The following is a 16,707-nucleotide window of genomic DNA, read 5'->3' as shown; positions in this document are numbered from 1 at the left end:
ACCAACCACAATATGTAGTATTTTTAACAATACCAAAAAAGGCGACTTCCAAACGAAAATCGTCTTTTATTTATCACTTCAAAAATTCGTACTTAAATAAGAACGGTACAATTTCAGAGTTATAATACTCTTTTAGCATTGTTTTCAAAGTATTTAAGTGCCCATTTAATTCAGGATAGTTATAGATTGTTTTATCATTTTCATCTTTTTCAGATGTGTTAAGCTCATCAATAATCTGATAAACTGAATACGTCAATTTAGAATTATAATTTTCCGTTTTCTTAGCTTCTGTTAGGACTTTTTTCCATTGTTCAAATAAAGCAGTCTCTTTAAAACCTTGTTCCAATTTTGCTAAGTTAACTGTTGCTAGCGTATCTCCATTAGAGTGATCCAGTGACAACTCATTGCGGTAGAATCGTCCATCAGAACCATATAAACTTCTCATGTGATTTTGCGTTTCAAGTGTTGTGAAGAGCAGAATTTTCAATAAGTCTTGTTCAATCTTGTTACTTGATACAGCTTTATTAAAACGTTCAGCGCCATCAGCAGATTTCATGATATTAGCACGCTGTGTCCAGTGACGATTATATGTAATGTAGCGACTAGCCGCAAACATTGGAAGTTTTTCTAAAAAGTTATCAGAGCGTAGGAAAAATCCATTTCCATCGTATCTGCCTGCCCTAATTAAGGTAGAATGTAAATCTGGATTATCAAATCCAGAACTGTATACAGCCATATAACCTAAAATGTTTGAATTAAATAAGGGGGTAATTCTTTTGGTTTTTCCCTCATATTCTCTACCATTTAGCCCTAGATACAATCCATTGTTTTTATCGTCAGGAAACGGTCGTTTATCAAAGTAGAATTGGCTATAAGTGCTAAATATTCTTCTGACAAGAACTTCGTTTTCAGGAAGCAGTTTCCCCTCTTTATCAATATTATATGCTTCTAAAGTGAGAAGTTCTTGAGAAAATTCTTCCTTACTCCATAAAGCACACATAATCATGGCATCAATGTTAGTGTGGAAGTGCTTGCGGTTAAAAGCAAAACCACCTAAAAATTTTTGATTGACTAAATGTTGAGCTTTCCAGTATTTAACAGGGCTATAAACAATATAACTATCTGTTGGCTGTCTAAGGTAATATTTAAAGGCTGACCAAATAAAGACATTCCCAAGGTCATTCGTTGTTGTTCCTTTTACCTCTTTCTTCATTTCATTTACTAAAAAACTCTTTTTCCACGTAGACGAGGATTTTCCACCCCCTATTTTCTGGTGTTCTATTGAGGTTGTTTCTGCATAAGGAGGATTTTCATACAAAATAATTGTAGTATTCGGGTCGTTGATATAGCGTTGAATAATTTCATTATTGATATATTCCTCGCTAAGAGCATCTGCTCCTCGAACTAGCCCCATATTAAAAGTATCTTCTTTTTCAGTTGGTGGGATAATATGACGAACTTTATCACCAAGTAATTCAAGTAAAACTTTGTATTCATAATATTCTATGGTTGAAAGAACACAGTGACTTAATTCCTCGTCACTCATCAATTTCTCAAGGTTTCCAGTTCCAGCACATCTATCCAAAATAATATAATCATTTCCTTCTGGAACACGTTTAATAGCTTGTCGGACTAGCTCCAACGACTTTTGAACATATGGTTCAGGCGTATAAAAAGCCCCTAAGTTTTTCTTTTGTAGCGTATCGTTAAGTTTATCCATCAAATATTGGAATTGTGTGTTGGTTTCTCCAATATACGGATTGATAAAACCTTTTAATTTTTCAGGTTTACGAATTTCGCCAATAATTTTAACTTTACCAGTATGATCACCAATAAAATCGGATTTTTTAGCTCCTTTATTTTCACGATAAAAACGTTCTGCCCAACCAACTATACAGTTTTCATCAATATTGATTTTAGTATATTGTTTGGAGCGCAACAAGGAAATCATACGACTTTCATCAAGTTGGCTTTTCCCATATTCTAAAATTTCAATTGGATTACTTGCAGAGAATCCAGAATTTTTAAGACTTGCACCACCAAAATAAACCTTTTCAATATCTTCTAGGTAATCTCCACTAGAAAAGACATAAATTTTTTGATTTGTTAGCGATACTAGTAAGATATTTTTGGGAATTTCTCGTCCTTTAATACGACGAGCAGAGAGGTACTTAATAGCTTGGAATAGAACAGAGTTAATATCGTTGATGATAACTTTAAATTCCAGCAAGTTTCCATTCAAATAACCATCTGTATAATCAGAAAGAATATCATCAGTTGTTAAAGTTTTATCAACGAGAGGTAGATAATCTTGATAAAATTTTAGTTGTCCATCAACTTCATTTGAAAAATGGTTAGGCATATTGTGCCTCCCCATTTCTCTCTAAAAACAACCCAGAAAACTCAACATAAAAAGCCTTCTCAAAAGAATGTGAAAAAGCCTGTTTTAGGAGTTGACAAAAAAGACCGTTGCTTACATAATGAGCTGTGAGCTGTGAGCTGTGAGCTGTGAGCTGTGAGCTGTGAGCTGTGAGCTGTGAGCTGTGAGCTGTGAGCTGTGAGCTGTGATTGCGTTCATACCAATCATTTCCTTTACTATTTTGATAAGTCTATTATATCACAAAATAATATTCTTGAAAATATTTATATCCATCTTTACACCATTTTATTGATTTTTATATGCTTTCTGATATAATAGCATTAGAATAAAAAGGAGTAGAAAGATGCTAGGTGAATTTAAGTCATTGTATGATTTGATGAATGCTTTTCCAAACGATTATTACTGTGAGCAACATTTAGAAAAAATTCGTTGGAATGGCTATGTGGTCAGTCCTTTTGATGAAACATCTAAGGTTTATAAATGCAAGAATGGTAAATATAGATGTAAAAACACTGGTAAATACTTTAATGTTCGGACTGGTACAATGTTTGATAATACTAAAGTCTCCCTTCAAAAATGGTTTATTGCCATTTGGATGGTGACATCCCACAAAAAAGGCATTTCTTCTGTTCAACTTTCAAAAGACATCCATGTTACTCAAAAAACAGCTTGGTTTATGTTAGAGCGCATTCGTAGATGTTTTGGTTCAGAAAATAATAATGAATTGGACGGGACTGTAGAAGTAGATGAAACCTATATCGGTGGTAAAAATAAGAATCGCCATAACTCTAAAAAGGTTAAAAATGCACAAGGGCGTTCTCTGAAAGATAAAACTCCTGTTGTTGGTATGATTGCACGAGAAGGGAAATTGAACGCTCATAAAGTAACCGATACAGGCACAAAAACTCTAACAGAACAAATCGTAAAATTTGTGAAAGACACTGCCCAACTTTACACTGATGAATGGCTGGGTTATAATAAAGCTGCGAAAATGTACGACCATGCTTTTGTGAATCATGGTGCTCGTGAATATGTTATTGATGATGTCTATACAAATACGATTGAAGGGTTCTGGGCAGGTCTCAAACGTGGTGTGCTAGGAATCTACCATTCTTGGTCTAAGAAACATCTACAAGATTATGTTGATGAGTTTGTTTTCCGCTACAATACTCGTAATATGGCAGATAATGACCGTTTCAATCTCCTATTGGCATCTTCAGGAGTTCGTACAACATACAAGGAGTTAGTCCATGGATAAACTACACGCAGAAATGGAGCGAACTGTTTCTAAGGCAATTGATAATAAGCTAGTTGATTATCAAATTTCTCTCTCTGATAATTTTTACAGTAAATATCTTAGTTATTATGATTGCCCTTATACTCAAGAAGTGGTTAAATCACACCGTAAATTTTTCCAAGACTTATCCTACTATGCGATTTATCAAAAACTTGGAGAGGTAACAAAAATTAGTATACAGGCTCGACTTTCTGAGTTAGATACTTTAGTAGATATTTCAGACAATAAAGATGAATTTGATATTTTCTTTTACAAAAAGTTTCAGTTTAAACTACCTGAGATTCCATTTGAGGAAGAAAAGATAGAACTTTCCAGTTTTGATTTAAAATTGGAACAGGCTCTAAATTATAATCCTAAAAAAGATGAGGGGCTAAGAAAAAGAAGATAAGGAAGGTGCAAGATGGATTGGTATGACTACATGATAAAAGCATCAGAGCAATCACGGTTTAATGCTAGTCACTGGTTTCGCTATCTGCGAAAAGTTATTTTTGAAGACCATTCTTATTTGACGGACGAAGATGTCGAAAAGTTATTAGCTTCTAAAGAACTAACAGATTTTCAAAAGGTTAGTTTGAAATATGCTATTCAAGAGCATACACCAACTCATGAATATGTGGTTTCACTAAATAAGCCTGCTAAATTAGCCAATATTCAAAAATTGAGGGAGAAATATAGACATGGATAAAATGCAACCTGTTTTTGAAGCCTTGAACCAAGAGTTATTTCAAGCCAATCTTCGTTTAACTATCATTTGTGTTGGTGGTTATGTCTTAGAGTACCATGGTTTGCGTGCGACACAAGATGTAGATGCTTTTTATGAAGAAAGTCAAAAAATCAACGAAATTATTGCTCGTGTAGGGCAACGCTTTAATTTGAATACTGACGAAGAACTATGGCTCAATAATAATGTGGCAAACATGAACAGACAGCCACCATTACATTTGTGTGAGATCCTATATTCATTCGAAAACTTAACTGTTTTAGTTGCTCCAATTGAATACGTATTGGGTATGAAGATGGTTAGCACAAGAGAGCAGGATTTGAAAGATATTGGAGCAATCATCAAATATAAACACTTTCATTCACCATTTAATACCTTTGATGGTTTGGAGGAAATGGGATTTGACAGCATTGACTTCTCTGTTCTCCTAGAAGGATTCAGTCACGCCTATGGTATGGATTGGCTAGAAGAATTTTTTAAAGAAAATCAGGAAAAACTTAGAAGATATTATTGACAATTAGAGCAGATGAAAAGACGATTTCCTAGCTTGGAAGTCGCCTTTTTGTATATTCTCGGAAACACTACATATTGTGGTTGGTGTAAACAGATATATAGTTCCCAAAAATAATTTTTAAGTTGGTTAATGCGCTAACTTATACTTATCCAAAATCAAAAAACTAACTTTCTGTAACCATTGTTTGTTGACGATGGTTTTTTAAATGGATCAGTCAAAGTTTGAATCACTTCTTGCAGCTTGTTCACCATGTCATCATGTGTTTTAAACGTGGCTTTAAGAATAGTGGATTTAGAACATTAAATGAGGTCATTGATAACCTTCAAGAAGTGATTCAAACTTTGCCACCTTGTCAACTAAAGCCGATTGTACACAGAGATTGGATATCCGCTATTTTTGATTTCGAAAGAGTATAAGTTATTTTTTGATTTTGATTGAGTATTAGAAGTTTTTTTGATAGAAACGAAGATAACTATCACTGAAGATCAGGCCGTTCTCTTAATCATATTTGATGTGTCATCCACTATACTATAATCAAATGTTAGCGCTGCTTGCCTCGCTGGGTATTGATTGTCATAAGAATGAGACAGTCTGACAAAAATTAAAAAGATTAAGATCAATTGTATCAGTGATTGGTATTTCAGTATTAGGTTATCACATAGTATGGAATCACCAGGATGGTATTTCCTGCGAACAATCATCATCAAATGATTGAAACTAGACTATATTCAGGGAAAAATTGTGGCGACTGGAGGAAGTAGAACCTGCTAGTAGGGTACCTCTGATAGCTTGATGGACCTTGTAGAAATTCTAAAAACTAATCAACTCTAAAGGTTAAAGATCAAGCTAGTTGGCGGTTACAAAGTATGGCATGTCCCAAATTGTCTATATCCGCAGCAGTGGACTATCCAGCCTGCCTTTGCTTAAAAAACATGTACTTGATTATAAGAAGTGAACTGGCTTATTTGTGGTTGGACTAGTCTCCCAAATAGCATGGGCAGACGATCTTCTTTATGATAGACTAGATTATTAAACGTTTGTCTAACACTCTTCAAAAATCAAAAGCAGATGTTGCTGGCTTGATTTGATGAACTTCAGTTCTATCTGCATCGACGCTGCTTAGTCTATTTTTGATTTTCATTGAGTATAAAATGCCTTTACGAGAGATTAGTCCATAAAGTTCATCTCTTAGATATTTTTAGGGTTCCCTAAGCTGTTTTAATGGCATCAGAACACAGTACGAAACAAGAGAGGTTACTTTCATTGAAGCTTTTAGAATACACACTAGCAATTGAAAAACAAGCCTGATATCAAGCTTGTTTTAACGTATTTAGCTTACTGGCGTTTGAATTTACTAGTAATGACTTGGATTAATGTGGGTAATTTGACAACCTTGTCATTACCGATTTTATCACGAGCTATCTTGAGGATTTTACCTGAATCTTTTGATGAGAAGAGAAACTTTCCAGAATCAGTAAAAATCTCGAAGTGACGGCTGACTTTTTGACCAGTAACATTAGCACCAATTTGTTGAATGCTAGTCCATGGGATTTGGATATAGTCTTCGACATTGCGATCGTTATAGTACTCCAGAGCGACATCGCCAATTAGAAATTTACCAACTTTTCCTCCCATACCAAGATAAGAGACACCAGTTGTTTGTAGTAAAACTTCTTTATTTTGTGATTGGGCCATGATTTCCTTTCTACTAACAGGTGTTTGAGGTCATTGATTGATTTTGTTCCTGCTAAACTATTTTAACATAATGAAAAGAGTTTCCAAATGGAAACCCTTTTTTGATTACATGATACCTGCAAGACGAGCGAGAATACCAAGTACGAAAAGACCAATAATCATTGTAATAGGTGATACTTTTTTCTTAAGCAACCACATACATACGAATGTAAGAATGAGTCCCATCAATCCAGGGATCAATGAATCTAATTGACCTTGCAATGAATTCGTTTTTTCAGGTGTAAGGCTAAGTCCGCTCATCGCTTGACCTAAAATACCTTGAAGTTCTGCACCAGTTACATTGCCTTTAGGAAACTCGACATAAGCCCCTTTAGCTAATTTTGTAGCAGGCAAGTCTACGGTGAAGTTGATAGATACCCAACGCTCTACAAGCACAGCAAGGATGAACATACCGAGGATTGAAGCCCCTTTAGTGATATCTTGAAGGATACCACCGGACATATCTTTAGTAATCTCTTTACCTGATTTGTAGCCGAATTCTTGTGTATACCATAGGAAAGCCATACGGATAGCATTCCATGCGACAAAGAAGATGATTGGTCCCATGATGTTTCCTGCTTGCGCAAGTGAAGCACCAAGAGCACCAAGGATAGGACGAACAGTAAACCAGAAAACAGGGTCACCGATACCAGCAAGAGGTCCCATCATACCGATTTTAACCCCTTGGATAGCAGTATCGTCGATATCAGTACCATTTGCTTTTTCTTCCTCAAGTGCAAGTGTCACACCAAGGATAGGAGCAGCAACATATGGGTGAGTGTTAAAGAATTCCATGTGACGCTCAAGAGCTGCAGCACGATCTTCTTTTGAGGTATATAGCTTTTTAATGGCTGGAACGAGTGAGTAAGCCCAACCTAAGTTTTGCATACGCTCGTAGTTCCAAGATCCTTGAAGGAATTGTGAACGGAACCATACTTTTTGGCGATCTGCTTTTGATAATTTAATTTGATTTTCAGTCATTGTAGGCACTCCCTTCTTAGTAATCTTCTAGGATATCGCCGATTGGATCCATAGAAGCTGAACCGCCACCGTTACCTGAACCACCTTGTTTAGAAAGGTTGAGGTAGATAAAGGCAATAGCAACACCGATAACACCCATAGCAATAAGGGTAAGGTCAGAAAGTGCAGCAAATGCGAAACCAAGAGCGAAGAATGGCCATACTTCACGAGTTGCCATCATGTTGATGACCATAGCATAACCTACGGCAACAACCATGGCACCACCAACTTGCATACCACCACTTAACCATTCAGGCATCAATTCAAGGACACCACGAACAGATGAAGCAGGAACGGCAAGTAACAGTGCAGCAGGAATAGCAATTCGAAGACCCTGAAGAAGAAGGGCGATGAAGTGAGTACGCTCAAGTGTAGCGATGTTTCCTTCAGCAGCTGCTTTATCAGCAGCGTGTACTAAACCAACTGAGATAGTACGTACAATCATTGTAAGGAAAAGTCCAGCAACGGCAAGTGGAATCGCAGTTGAGTAGGCAAAAGTGATTCCTTTTGGCGTAAAATCGCCACCTTTAACCATGATAATAGCAGCAGCGACAGAGGCTAGAGCAGCGTCTGGTGCCACAGCGGCACCAATATTAGCCCAACCAAGAGCAACCATTTGAAGGGTACCACCAAGCATGATGCCGGCAGTCAAGTTGCCTGTAACAAGTCCGATAAGGGTACATGCTACAAGTGGTTGGTGGAATTGGAATTGGTCGAGGATACCTTCAAGACCTGCAAGGAAGGCAACAACAACGACCAAAATAGCAGAAATAATTGAAATATCTGACATTTTTTGATCCTTTCGAGAAATAAGAGTACCGAAATAAAGTTTACCTTTATTCGAATAGGTTATTATTTAACATTTGCCTTTTTGATCAAGTCAAAGAGGTTTTTACGAGAGTCACTTGGAACTTTACGAACGTCAAATTCAACGCCCAAGTCACGTAATTTTTCAAATGTTTCCACGTCATCTTTATCCATAGATAAAACGTTGTTAACCATTGTTTTACCAGTAGAGTGAGCCATTGATCCCACGTTGAGTTCTTTAATTGGTACGCCACCTTCAATAGCACGTAACGCTTCTTGAGGTGTTTCAAACAGGATAAGTGCATGAGTGTTACCAAAACGTGGATCTTTTGCTGCCTCGATAAGTTTGTCAATCGGAACAACGTTCGCTTTGACACCGCCAGGTGCAGCTTGTTTGATCAATTGTTTACGCAAGTCATCTTTGGCAACAGTGTCAGAAGCAACGATAATACGGTCTGCTTTAGAAGCAGGTGTCCAGTTGGTCGCCACTTGACCGTGGAGAAGACGTGTGTCAACACGTGCGAGGTTGATTTTAAGTTGTCCATCACCGATGACAGTTCCCGGTGGGATAGCTCCTTGAAGGGCAGTGACAACTTTTTCAGTTGAAGAAGCTTCTTCAACTGGATTAAGCTCTTCTGGAAGAGCTTTGATACCGTCTTTAGCTTCTTTAATAATATTTGCAGCAACTTGATCAACCCCGGCATTCGCATCCATCATGCGTTCTGTGTAGGCTTGGATCAACATTGGCAAATTAAGACCAGTGATGATGGCGAACTTGCGATCTGGATTTTCACCCATGATACGACTTGCTTGGTTAAATGGAGAACCGCTCCATAAGTCAGCAAGGACAAGAATTTCATCATCAGCATCAAATTGAGCGATAGCATTGTTGAAGTGTGCATACAAATCATCAGGTCCTTCGCTTGGCATGAAAGTTACAACTTGAACTTTCTCTTGATCACCAAAAATCATAGAACCAGATTGATGAATACCTTCAGCAAATTTACCATGGCTGGCAATAATAATACCGATACCCATTCGTGTTCTTCCTCCTATAAGTTATTTTTTCTAGGATAAAGAAGAATCTCTCCAGATATGGCCAAAAAGGCACTCTTGTTTATCCTAAAAAGTTAGAACACTTTATTCTAAAACGTTTTCAGCTAAAATGCAAGGGGTATTGAGAAAAAAAGGCAAAATACTTCGGTATTTTTCAATACCTGTCAACTTATTTGCTTGAAAATGAAAATAAAAGTGAGTAGCTATCTAGCAGCTGCTCACTTTTGAATGATTTCATTAAATTTTCTGTCAAAACAAGAAAACATTTTCTTTCTTATAAAAAAAGTTTTTCAAGCTGTTTTGCCACGCCATCCTCTTCATTTGTGAAAGCCAATTGCTCATCGGCATGAGGGAGGAGTACCTGGCTTGCATTCTTCATAGCATAGCCTGTTTTGGCGTAATGCAGCATTTCAGTATCGTTATGTTCGTCCCCAAAAGCAATTAAATCATCAGGTGTTTTGTTGAAGACATTTAATAGGTATGAAAGTGCAAAAGCTTTGTTTATGCCTTTAGGAGAGACTTCCAAGATATTCAAAGGTCCACCCCAAGAATCCACTTCGATTTCGTTTTTAAAATGATCACGCATAGTGGTCGCTAGGGCTATTTTATCAGCTGCTCGGGTCTGCATCAAAAGAGCGTTCGGATTTCGAGTGATTTTATGTGGCTCAAGTCGCATCTGTTCAGTGATTTTATCAACACCAAATAATGAAGGTTCGATACGTTCTGGATATTCTAGTGTAATATAGAAGTTTTTACGATATTCACTAGCGATAAAATCCATCTCATAGAAGTCACTAGACTTGAGAAGCTCAAATAAATAAGATCTATCTAAAGTAACGGATTGTTCAAATTTCCATTTTTTTCCAGGTAAGTGAGTCAGGGAACCATTAAAGGTTATCATGGGCGTATCTAACTCGAGGCGTTTGTAATGGTCAATCGCCATACGATAGGGACGTCCCGTCGCGATAACAACGTGATGGCCTTGTTCGCGAACTTTTTGGATAGTATTAACAGTGTAATCTGAGATTGTGTTATCACTGTGAAGCAACGTTCCATCTAAATCAATAGCAATAATTTTTTTAGTCATAGAGATATTATAGCAAAAAATGAAGCATAAGGAGAATTTGGCTGCTCTTATGGTACAATAAAACAATTAAAACGGAGGTGTTCAGATGAAAAGACAGTTTATACTGGCTCATGGTTTTTTTGCCGTTATCGCTCTTGCGTCTTGGCATTATAATCTAACAGGCCCTGGTTTGGTTTGGAATGTTTTTTTGGCTCTAGTTGCTTATGATTTTAGTTATATAGCCCGTGTTATTAATCACAAGTGGTTACAAGTGTTTCTATTGATGGGCTGGTTACTTTTTTATCCTAATACTTTTTATATGTTAACCGATGTTGTCCATATGTATTTTGTAAGAGATATTTTAACGGATCAATTGAGTTTTATGTATTTTTTAGTCTATATGTCTAGTATCTTATTGGCCTTAATTGCGGGTGTTCTAAGCGTTCGTTATGTCACTAACCTACTCAAAATGAGAAATTGGCTTTTTCGGTATGTCTTTATGGCAATATTATCCTTTGTGTCCAGTTTAGCTATTCACATAGGTCGATTTGCTAGGCTTAATTCTTGGAATGCGATAACACACCCAAGCCTTGTTATTGATGAGATAATGAAGGTCTTTTCCTATTCGGAAATTCCTTTCGTGCTAGGGTTTTTGTTTATACAAATTTTGTGTTTATGGCTTTTGGAAGGAAATGACTGAATAAAAACTAAAAAAAGTTTGTTTTTTAGATAAGAATCCATTGAAATACGAACGATTTTTTGTTAATATAGATTTATCGTTCAACTAAAAGGAGTCTTGTTTTTAAAAATGGAAAAATTTTTCAACTTAAAAGAAAACGGTACGACGGTTCGTACTGAAATTATGGCTGGTTTAACGACTTTCTTTGCCATGAGTTATATCCTCTTTGTCAATCCAAGTCTTTTGGGTGCTGCTGGAATGCCAACACAAGCTGTTTTCTTAGCTACCATTATCTCAGCTGTTATCTCTACCTTGATCATGGGGCTTTTCGCCAATGTTCCTTATGCACTGGCGCCTGGGATGGGGTTAAATGCCTTCTTTACCTACACAGTTGTTTTTGGTCTAGGATTCACTTGGCAGGAAGCTTTAGCGATGGTTTTTATCTGCGGTTTGTTTAACATTTTTATCACCGTGACCAAAGTTCGTAAGAGCATCATTAAGGCTATTCCTGTAAGTCTTCAACATGCCATTGGTGGTGGTATTGGTGTTTTTGTAGCTTATCTTGGCTTTAAAAACGCTAACATCATTACTTTTTCTACCTCAGCTAAAGATATCATTAGTCTTAATGGCTCATCTCCAGCATCAGCTGATTTGTCTAAGGGGGTGACTTCAGTTTTGGCAGGAGGTGGCGTTGTACCTGCCATATCAACTTTTACTGATCCAGCTGTTATTCTTGCTATTCTCGGGCTTTTTATAACGGCAATTCTTGTGATTAAGAATGTTCGGGGTGCTATTTTAATTGGTATTGTGGCGACAACACTTATCGGTATTCCTATGGGAGTCGTTGACCTCTCTACAATAAATTTTTCAAATAATATTGGTTCAGCCTTTGATGAATTGGGAATAACATTTTTTGCAGCCTTTGGAGGTATGAAATCACTATTTACTGATTCAAGCCGTCTTCCGCTGGTTTTGATGACTATTTTTGCCTTTTCGCTCTCAGATACTTTTGATACACTTGGCACGTTTATCGGTACAGGTCGTCGTACAGGTATTTTCTCAGCAGAAGATGAAGCCTCCCTTGAAAATTCGTCAGGTTTCTCTTCAAAAATGGATCGTGCTCTTTTCGCGGATGCTGTTGGAACTTCAATTGGAGCTCTCTTTGGTACTTCTAATACAACAACTTATGTTGAATCAGCAGCAGGTATTGCTGAAGGTGGACGGACAGGTTTGACAGCTGTCGCAACAGCTTGTGGATTTTTAGTGTCAGTCTTTCTATTGCCAATTATCGGAGTTGTACCTGCAGCAGCGACAGCACCAGCGCTTATCATTGTTGGTGTTATGATGGTATCATCATTCCTTGATGTCGATTGGAGTAATTTCGAAGATGCGCTACCAGCCTTCTTTGCAGCCTTCTTTATGGCACTATGTTATTCCATCTCTTATGGAATTGCTGCCGCCTTTATTTTCTATTGCTTAGTTAAAGTGGTTAAAGGGAAAGCTAAAGAAATTCATCCCATTCTTTGGGGAGCAACAGCTCTCTTTATTCTCAATTTTGTTATCTTAGCGATTCTCTGATTATCAAAGTGAAAATCATCAGCCTAAATGCTGGTGATTTTTCATATCATGAACTTGCAAATGAATTGTGACAAAGCCTGTCTCCTATGATATAATGTAGTCTATGTATAAGGTTAATAATGAGTCTGAGTTAATAGATTTTGGAGAAAAAATAGGTTCAAAATTAGAGTTAGGTGATATTCTTATCTTGACTGGTGATCTTGGAACTGGGAAAACAACTCTCACTAAGGGACTTGCAAGAGGACTCGATATTGGACAAATGATTAAAAGTCCCACTTATACCATTGTTAGAGAATATGAAGGACGTTTACCTCTTTACCATTTGGATGTTTACCGTATTGGTGATGATCCAGATTCAATAGATTTAGATACCTTCTTATTTGGAGACGGAGTGACTGTTATTGAGTGGGGTGAATTGATTGAACATCATCTGCCAGAAAATTACCTAAAGGTTACAATTGAAGTAGACGGACAGGGACGCCGGTTATCGTTAACTGGAAAAGGTCCTAAATATCAGGAATTGATAGGTGAACTGACTTAAATATGGCTGATAAGGAATTAGTTATCGAAGAAGCGCAACCATTTGATGCACAAGCTATTAAAGTATTTATAGATGAGGTTAGTCAAGAAACATCCTTTATTATTAACGATAGCCCAGATATTTCGATTGAGGATTTGCAAAGTGTTCTCTCTTTTAACTTAAACAGTTTGAATCGTATTTGTTTGCTAGCAAAAGTGGATGATAATATTATAGGAATGGTCAATGTCACTAGCAGTGATGAATTTAATGTCAATCATGTTGGTGACCTTTTTATTGCCGTAAAACAAGTTTATAATGGTCATGGTGTTGGTCATTATTTAATGGAATTAGTTTGTGATTGGGCAGAACATAGCCCTCAAATGAAACGCTTGGAGTTAACAGTTCAATCCCGAAATCATCGAGCCATCAAGCTTTATCAAGATTTTGGATTTGAGATTGAAGGCGAGAAGAAAGCAGCGCTAAAATTAGATGAAGAGACGTATTTAGATCTTTTAATGATGAGTAAATGGATAGGTAATATGAGATAATGAAACTAGGGAAAAAAATCGTTTTAATGTTGTCGTTAATTATAGCAACAACAATAGTTGCAATTGGCGTTTACTTTGGCTCAGCTTATGCTTTTTCTACAGGAACATTATCGAAAACCTTTAAGGAATTTGATGGTCATGAAACAAGTAAAGCTATTGATAAAAATAAACCATTTTCAGTTTTGTTGATGGGAGTAGATACGGGGACTGCAGAACGTGGCTCTACTTGGGAAGGTAACAGTGATTCGATGATTTTGGTCACTGTTAATCCTAAAACCCAAAAGACGACCATGACTAGTTTAGAGCGTGATATCATGGTGAAACTAAAAGGTCCTAAATCAAATGATCAGAACGGTGAGGAAGCTAAATTAAATGCTGCTTACGCAGCAGGTGGTGCTCAGATGGCGATGATGACTGTTAAGGAAATGCTTGATATTGATATTGATTACTATATGCAAATCAATATGCAAGGGTTGATGGATCTAGTCGATGCTGTTGGAGGTATTACCGTAACCAATCATTTTGATTTTCCGATTTCTATCGCCCAAAATGAGCCAGACTATACGGCAACGGTAGCTCCAGGTACGCATCGATTAAATGGTGAACAAGCTTTAGTTTATTCTCGGATGCGTTATGATGATCCTGAAGGGGATTATGGTCGTCAAAAGCGTCAGCGTGAAGTGATTCAAAAGGTGATGCGAAAAGTTTTAAAACTGGGCAATAGTGTGTCATCTTATAAGAAGATTCTAAACGCAGTTGCGGGTAATATGCAAACAGATATCAAAATCAATTCCTCAACGATTCCCAGTTTGTTTAAGTATGCAGATACTGTAAAACATGTCAAAGAATATCAGCTAAAAGGCGAGGATGCTGATATCAATGGGGGATCGTACCAGATTCCAACGACTAAAGCAATTTTAACGACACAAAATCGCATTAAGAAGCAGTTAGGTAAGAAATCAAAAACATTAAAACAGTTGAAGACCAACGTCATTACTTATGAAGAACTGTATGGAATTGGGCTCGATAATGAAGAATCGATAGAAGGTGAAGAATCATATGGTGATGACAGTAACCAGTCCGTTCCTTCTGAAACCTATGACTACCAGGCTCCCCAGGAATCCTATCCAGCTGCCGATACAACTGTTCCGAATACTAACTCACAAGAAGTTTATAATGAGCAAGTACCGGCTAATCAAGGCCAGTACAGTGGAACAATTCAGCAAGCTTATTAATACACTTAAAAATACACATGTTAACAACGTGTGTATTTCAGATTGAAGACAAACTCCATTTTGGAGGTTTGTCTTCATGAAGCAACGGAACCAAAACCGTTGCTTTTTGCTTTAATCGGCAAGACTTTTGTCCCAGCCTCATTTTTAAGTACGACGGATCTGTCGCGTCTTTGAGGTGTAAGTCCTCCTGGACACCCGCTACCGTTGAACCTAATAGCGATTCCCACGTCTAACTATCGGGAGGTACCGGCTTAATACTCATTTAATTTCAAAAATAGCTATTTCGTCTATAATGATGTCTTTTTGCTATAAACTGGAGCAGGCTAAGTGAGTCAAATAAGATATTTTTTCAGTGAATGAAATGGGCAGTAACGAAAAATCTGTAGTTTATGGCACTGACCCCCTAAGAAAATAGCACAAATGCTAAGTTTGATTTTTATTGAGTATAAAATACTCAGAAACAGACTGTTTTAAAACTAACGCTAGAAACTGAAACCGTCAGGAAAAGATAGCAAAATCGTGGCTTTACGAAAAGGAACATGTTATTTGGGGTACGTAGTAGACAGAGAGGCCTGAAACGCTAAAGTCCTAAGGAGTAGTCGCATCTCTATGTGTCCAGTACGAGAATCACTGAATTCGGACTAAGGACTATGTGAAACAGATAATTCTTCCTAGAGTCTCTGGACACTTTGCCAGAATTCCTATTTTCACTTAGACTTTTTTACATCCTCATATCCTGTGTAAACGAGAAAAGGGATATGACTTATCCCATATGGTTTCACGAGCGTTGAAGACGTATTAACAAGCAATCATGAGAAAGTCAGCAGACCACCGCAGTAATGGTGACCTTTCTGTAACGGTAGTGGAGCGAAGGGCTGAACAATAACATAAGTATCACTCAAATTGGTCTTACCTCTTCTCATTTTGGTCTAAAAAGAGAATGATTTGAAAGCATCAATGATGGCTATTGTTCGTAAAGCTGGGGTGTTAGAGAAGCCTGCCAACATTGGCTTTGAGTTCATTTCTCCTTATACACCTGAGATGAATCCAATTGAACAAGTCTGAGCTGAGATTCGTAAGAGTGACTTTAAGAATCTCAATTGTCAAATTAAGCTAGACAGTTTATCTTACTCAGAAAAACTTGATACGGTGTTTGATAGTTTAGGGATTTTCTAGGTATTCTATTTCTTTTATCAGCTATAGCTGATAAAACGTCTTGAGAGATACCGTTAAAATCCATTTGCTTAGGAAGCCCGTGTCGCCTTAATAGCCCGTTAGAATGCTCGTTCAAACCTCTCTGTCCTGGACAACCAGGATCTGCAAAGAAGATGTCGATGTCATTCTGATTAGAGATGGATTTCCAGTTGGAAAATTCTTTCCCACAATCAAACGTTATAGATTTGAACAGATGCTTCGGAAATTGTGACAACCAGCGATTAAGGGAGCGTTCAATATCACTGGCTTTTCGTCCATCAGTTTGAAGAGTGATAATCGCTTTAGATTGTTTCTCTACAAGTGTGATAACAGCGCTCTTATGATTCTTACCTACAAT

The 16,707-nt window shown here is 37.2% G+C and carries 16 protein-coding genes and 1 pseudogene; 10 read left to right on the top strand and 7 right to left on the bottom strand.

Features of this window, described 5'->3' with window-relative positions; all coding sequences use genetic code 11:
• Window positions 1-73 precede the first annotated feature (73 nt).
• Window positions 74-2,362: a hypothetical protein gene (locus ABP870_RS09645; RefSeq protein WP_350015181.1), complete on the bottom strand. Its 2,289-nt coding sequence runs from the start codon at window positions 2,360-2,362 to the stop codon at window positions 74-76.
• Window positions 2,363-2,723: 361 nt separating this feature from the next.
• On the opposite strand from ABP870_RS09645, the gene ABP870_RS09640 reads away from it, so the two are divergent.
• From ABP870_RS09640 to ABP870_RS09620, 5 genes and pseudogenes are all read left to right on the top strand, one after another.
• Window positions 2,724-3,638 carry an IS1595 family transposase gene (locus ABP870_RS09640; protein ID WP_350015180.1) on the top strand — a complete coding sequence of 305 codons (915 nt, stop codon included), beginning with the start codon at window positions 2,724-2,726 and terminating at the stop codon, window positions 3,636-3,638.
• Window positions 3,631-4,065, top strand: a complete 435-nt coding sequence (locus ABP870_RS09635; RefSeq protein WP_350015179.1) for a hypothetical protein — start codon at window positions 3,631-3,633, stop codon at window positions 4,063-4,065. The genes ABP870_RS09640 and ABP870_RS09635 overlap by 8 nt, the downstream gene beginning before the upstream one ends.
• Before the next feature lie 12 nt (window positions 4,066-4,077).
• Complete coding sequence (locus ABP870_RS09630) at window positions 4,078-4,362, top strand: hypothetical protein (RefSeq protein WP_350015178.1); 285 nt, start codon at window positions 4,078-4,080, stop codon at window positions 4,360-4,362.
• A complete protein-coding gene (locus ABP870_RS09625) occupies window positions 4,355-4,912 on the top strand; it encodes a DUF6036 family nucleotidyltransferase (protein ID WP_350015177.1) in 558 nt (185 codons plus the stop codon). The genes ABP870_RS09630 and ABP870_RS09625 overlap by 8 nt, the downstream gene beginning before the upstream one ends.
• Before the next feature lie 266 nt (window positions 4,913-5,178).
• Window positions 5,179-5,328: pseudogene (locus ABP870_RS09620) on the top strand (IS630 family transposase); the annotation flags it as partial.
• A gap of 919 nt (window positions 5,329-6,247) precedes the next feature.
• Here ABP870_RS09620 and ABP870_RS09615 read toward each other — a convergent pair.
• From ABP870_RS09615 to ABP870_RS09595, 5 genes are all read right to left on the bottom strand, one after another.
• Entirely contained in the window at window positions 6,248-6,607 is a 360-nt protein-coding gene (locus ABP870_RS09615) for a DUF956 family protein (RefSeq protein WP_062711990.1), read from the bottom strand.
• Between the two features lie 105 nt (window positions 6,608-6,712).
• On the bottom strand, window positions 6,713-7,627 hold the full coding sequence (locus ABP870_RS09610) for a PTS system mannose/fructose/sorbose family transporter subunit IID (protein WP_350015176.1): 915 nt from the start codon (window positions 7,625-7,627) through the stop codon (window positions 6,713-6,715).
• 16 nt (window positions 7,628-7,643) lie between these two features.
• The gene (locus ABP870_RS09605) at window positions 7,644-8,456 is read right to left on the bottom strand and encodes a PTS mannose/fructose/sorbose transporter subunit IIC (protein WP_350015175.1); all 813 of its coding nucleotides are present in this window, start codon (window positions 8,454-8,456) and stop codon (window positions 7,644-7,646) included.
• Window positions 8,457-8,518: 62 nt separating this feature from the next.
• On the bottom strand, window positions 8,519-9,511 hold the full coding sequence (locus ABP870_RS09600) for a PTS sugar transporter subunit IIB (protein ID WP_350015174.1): 993 nt from the start codon (window positions 9,509-9,511) through the stop codon (window positions 8,519-8,521).
• 292 nt (window positions 9,512-9,803) lie between these two features.
• Window positions 9,804-10,616 (bottom strand): Cof-type HAD-IIB family hydrolase, encoded by an 813-nt coding sequence (locus ABP870_RS09595; protein WP_350015173.1) that lies wholly within the window; start codon window positions 10,614-10,616, stop codon window positions 9,804-9,806.
• An 85-nt stretch (window positions 10,617-10,701) separates the two neighbouring features.
• On the opposite strand from ABP870_RS09595, the gene ABP870_RS09590 reads away from it, so the two are divergent.
• From ABP870_RS09590 to lytR, 5 genes are all read left to right on the top strand, one after another.
• A complete protein-coding gene (locus ABP870_RS09590; protein WP_350015172.1) occupies window positions 10,702-11,295 on the top strand; it encodes a DUF1361 domain-containing protein in 594 nt (197 codons plus the stop codon).
• A gap of 108 nt (window positions 11,296-11,403) precedes the next feature.
• Window positions 11,404-12,852, top strand: a complete 1,449-nt coding sequence (locus ABP870_RS09585) for an NCS2 family permease (protein WP_350015171.1) — start codon at window positions 11,404-11,406, stop codon at window positions 12,850-12,852.
• Window positions 12,853-12,955: 103 nt separating this feature from the next.
• Complete coding sequence (gene tsaE, locus ABP870_RS09580; protein ID WP_350015170.1) at window positions 12,956-13,393, top strand: tRNA (adenosine(37)-N6)-threonylcarbamoyltransferase complex ATPase subunit type 1 TsaE; 438 nt, start codon at window positions 12,956-12,958, stop codon at window positions 13,391-13,393.
• A 2-nt stretch (window positions 13,394-13,395) separates the two neighbouring features.
• Window positions 13,396-13,920 (top strand): GNAT family N-acetyltransferase, encoded by a 525-nt coding sequence (locus tag ABP870_RS09575; RefSeq protein ID WP_350015169.1) that lies wholly within the window; start codon window positions 13,396-13,398, stop codon window positions 13,918-13,920.
• The gene (lytR, locus tag ABP870_RS09570) at window positions 13,920-15,155 is read left to right on the top strand and encodes a glycopolymer--peptidoglycan transferase LytR (RefSeq protein WP_350015168.1); all 1,236 of its coding nucleotides are present in this window, start codon (window positions 13,920-13,922) and stop codon (window positions 15,153-15,155) included. Before ABP870_RS09575 ends, lytR begins: the two co-directional genes overlap by 1 nt.
• A gap of 1,108 nt (window positions 15,156-16,263) precedes the next feature.
• Here lytR and ABP870_RS09565 read toward each other — a convergent pair.
• Window positions 16,264-16,707, bottom strand: a 444-nt coding sequence (locus ABP870_RS09565; RefSeq protein WP_350015167.1) for an IS30 family transposase, incomplete at its 5' end; no start/stop codon positions are given.

It is taken from the genome of Streptococcus jiangjianxini (assembly GCF_040225085.1).
In the GTDB taxonomy this organism is placed as follows: Bacteria; Bacillota; Bacilli; order Lactobacillales; family Streptococcaceae; genus Streptococcus; species Streptococcus jiangjianxini.
This window is presented reverse-complemented; position numbering and strand designations above follow the sequence as displayed.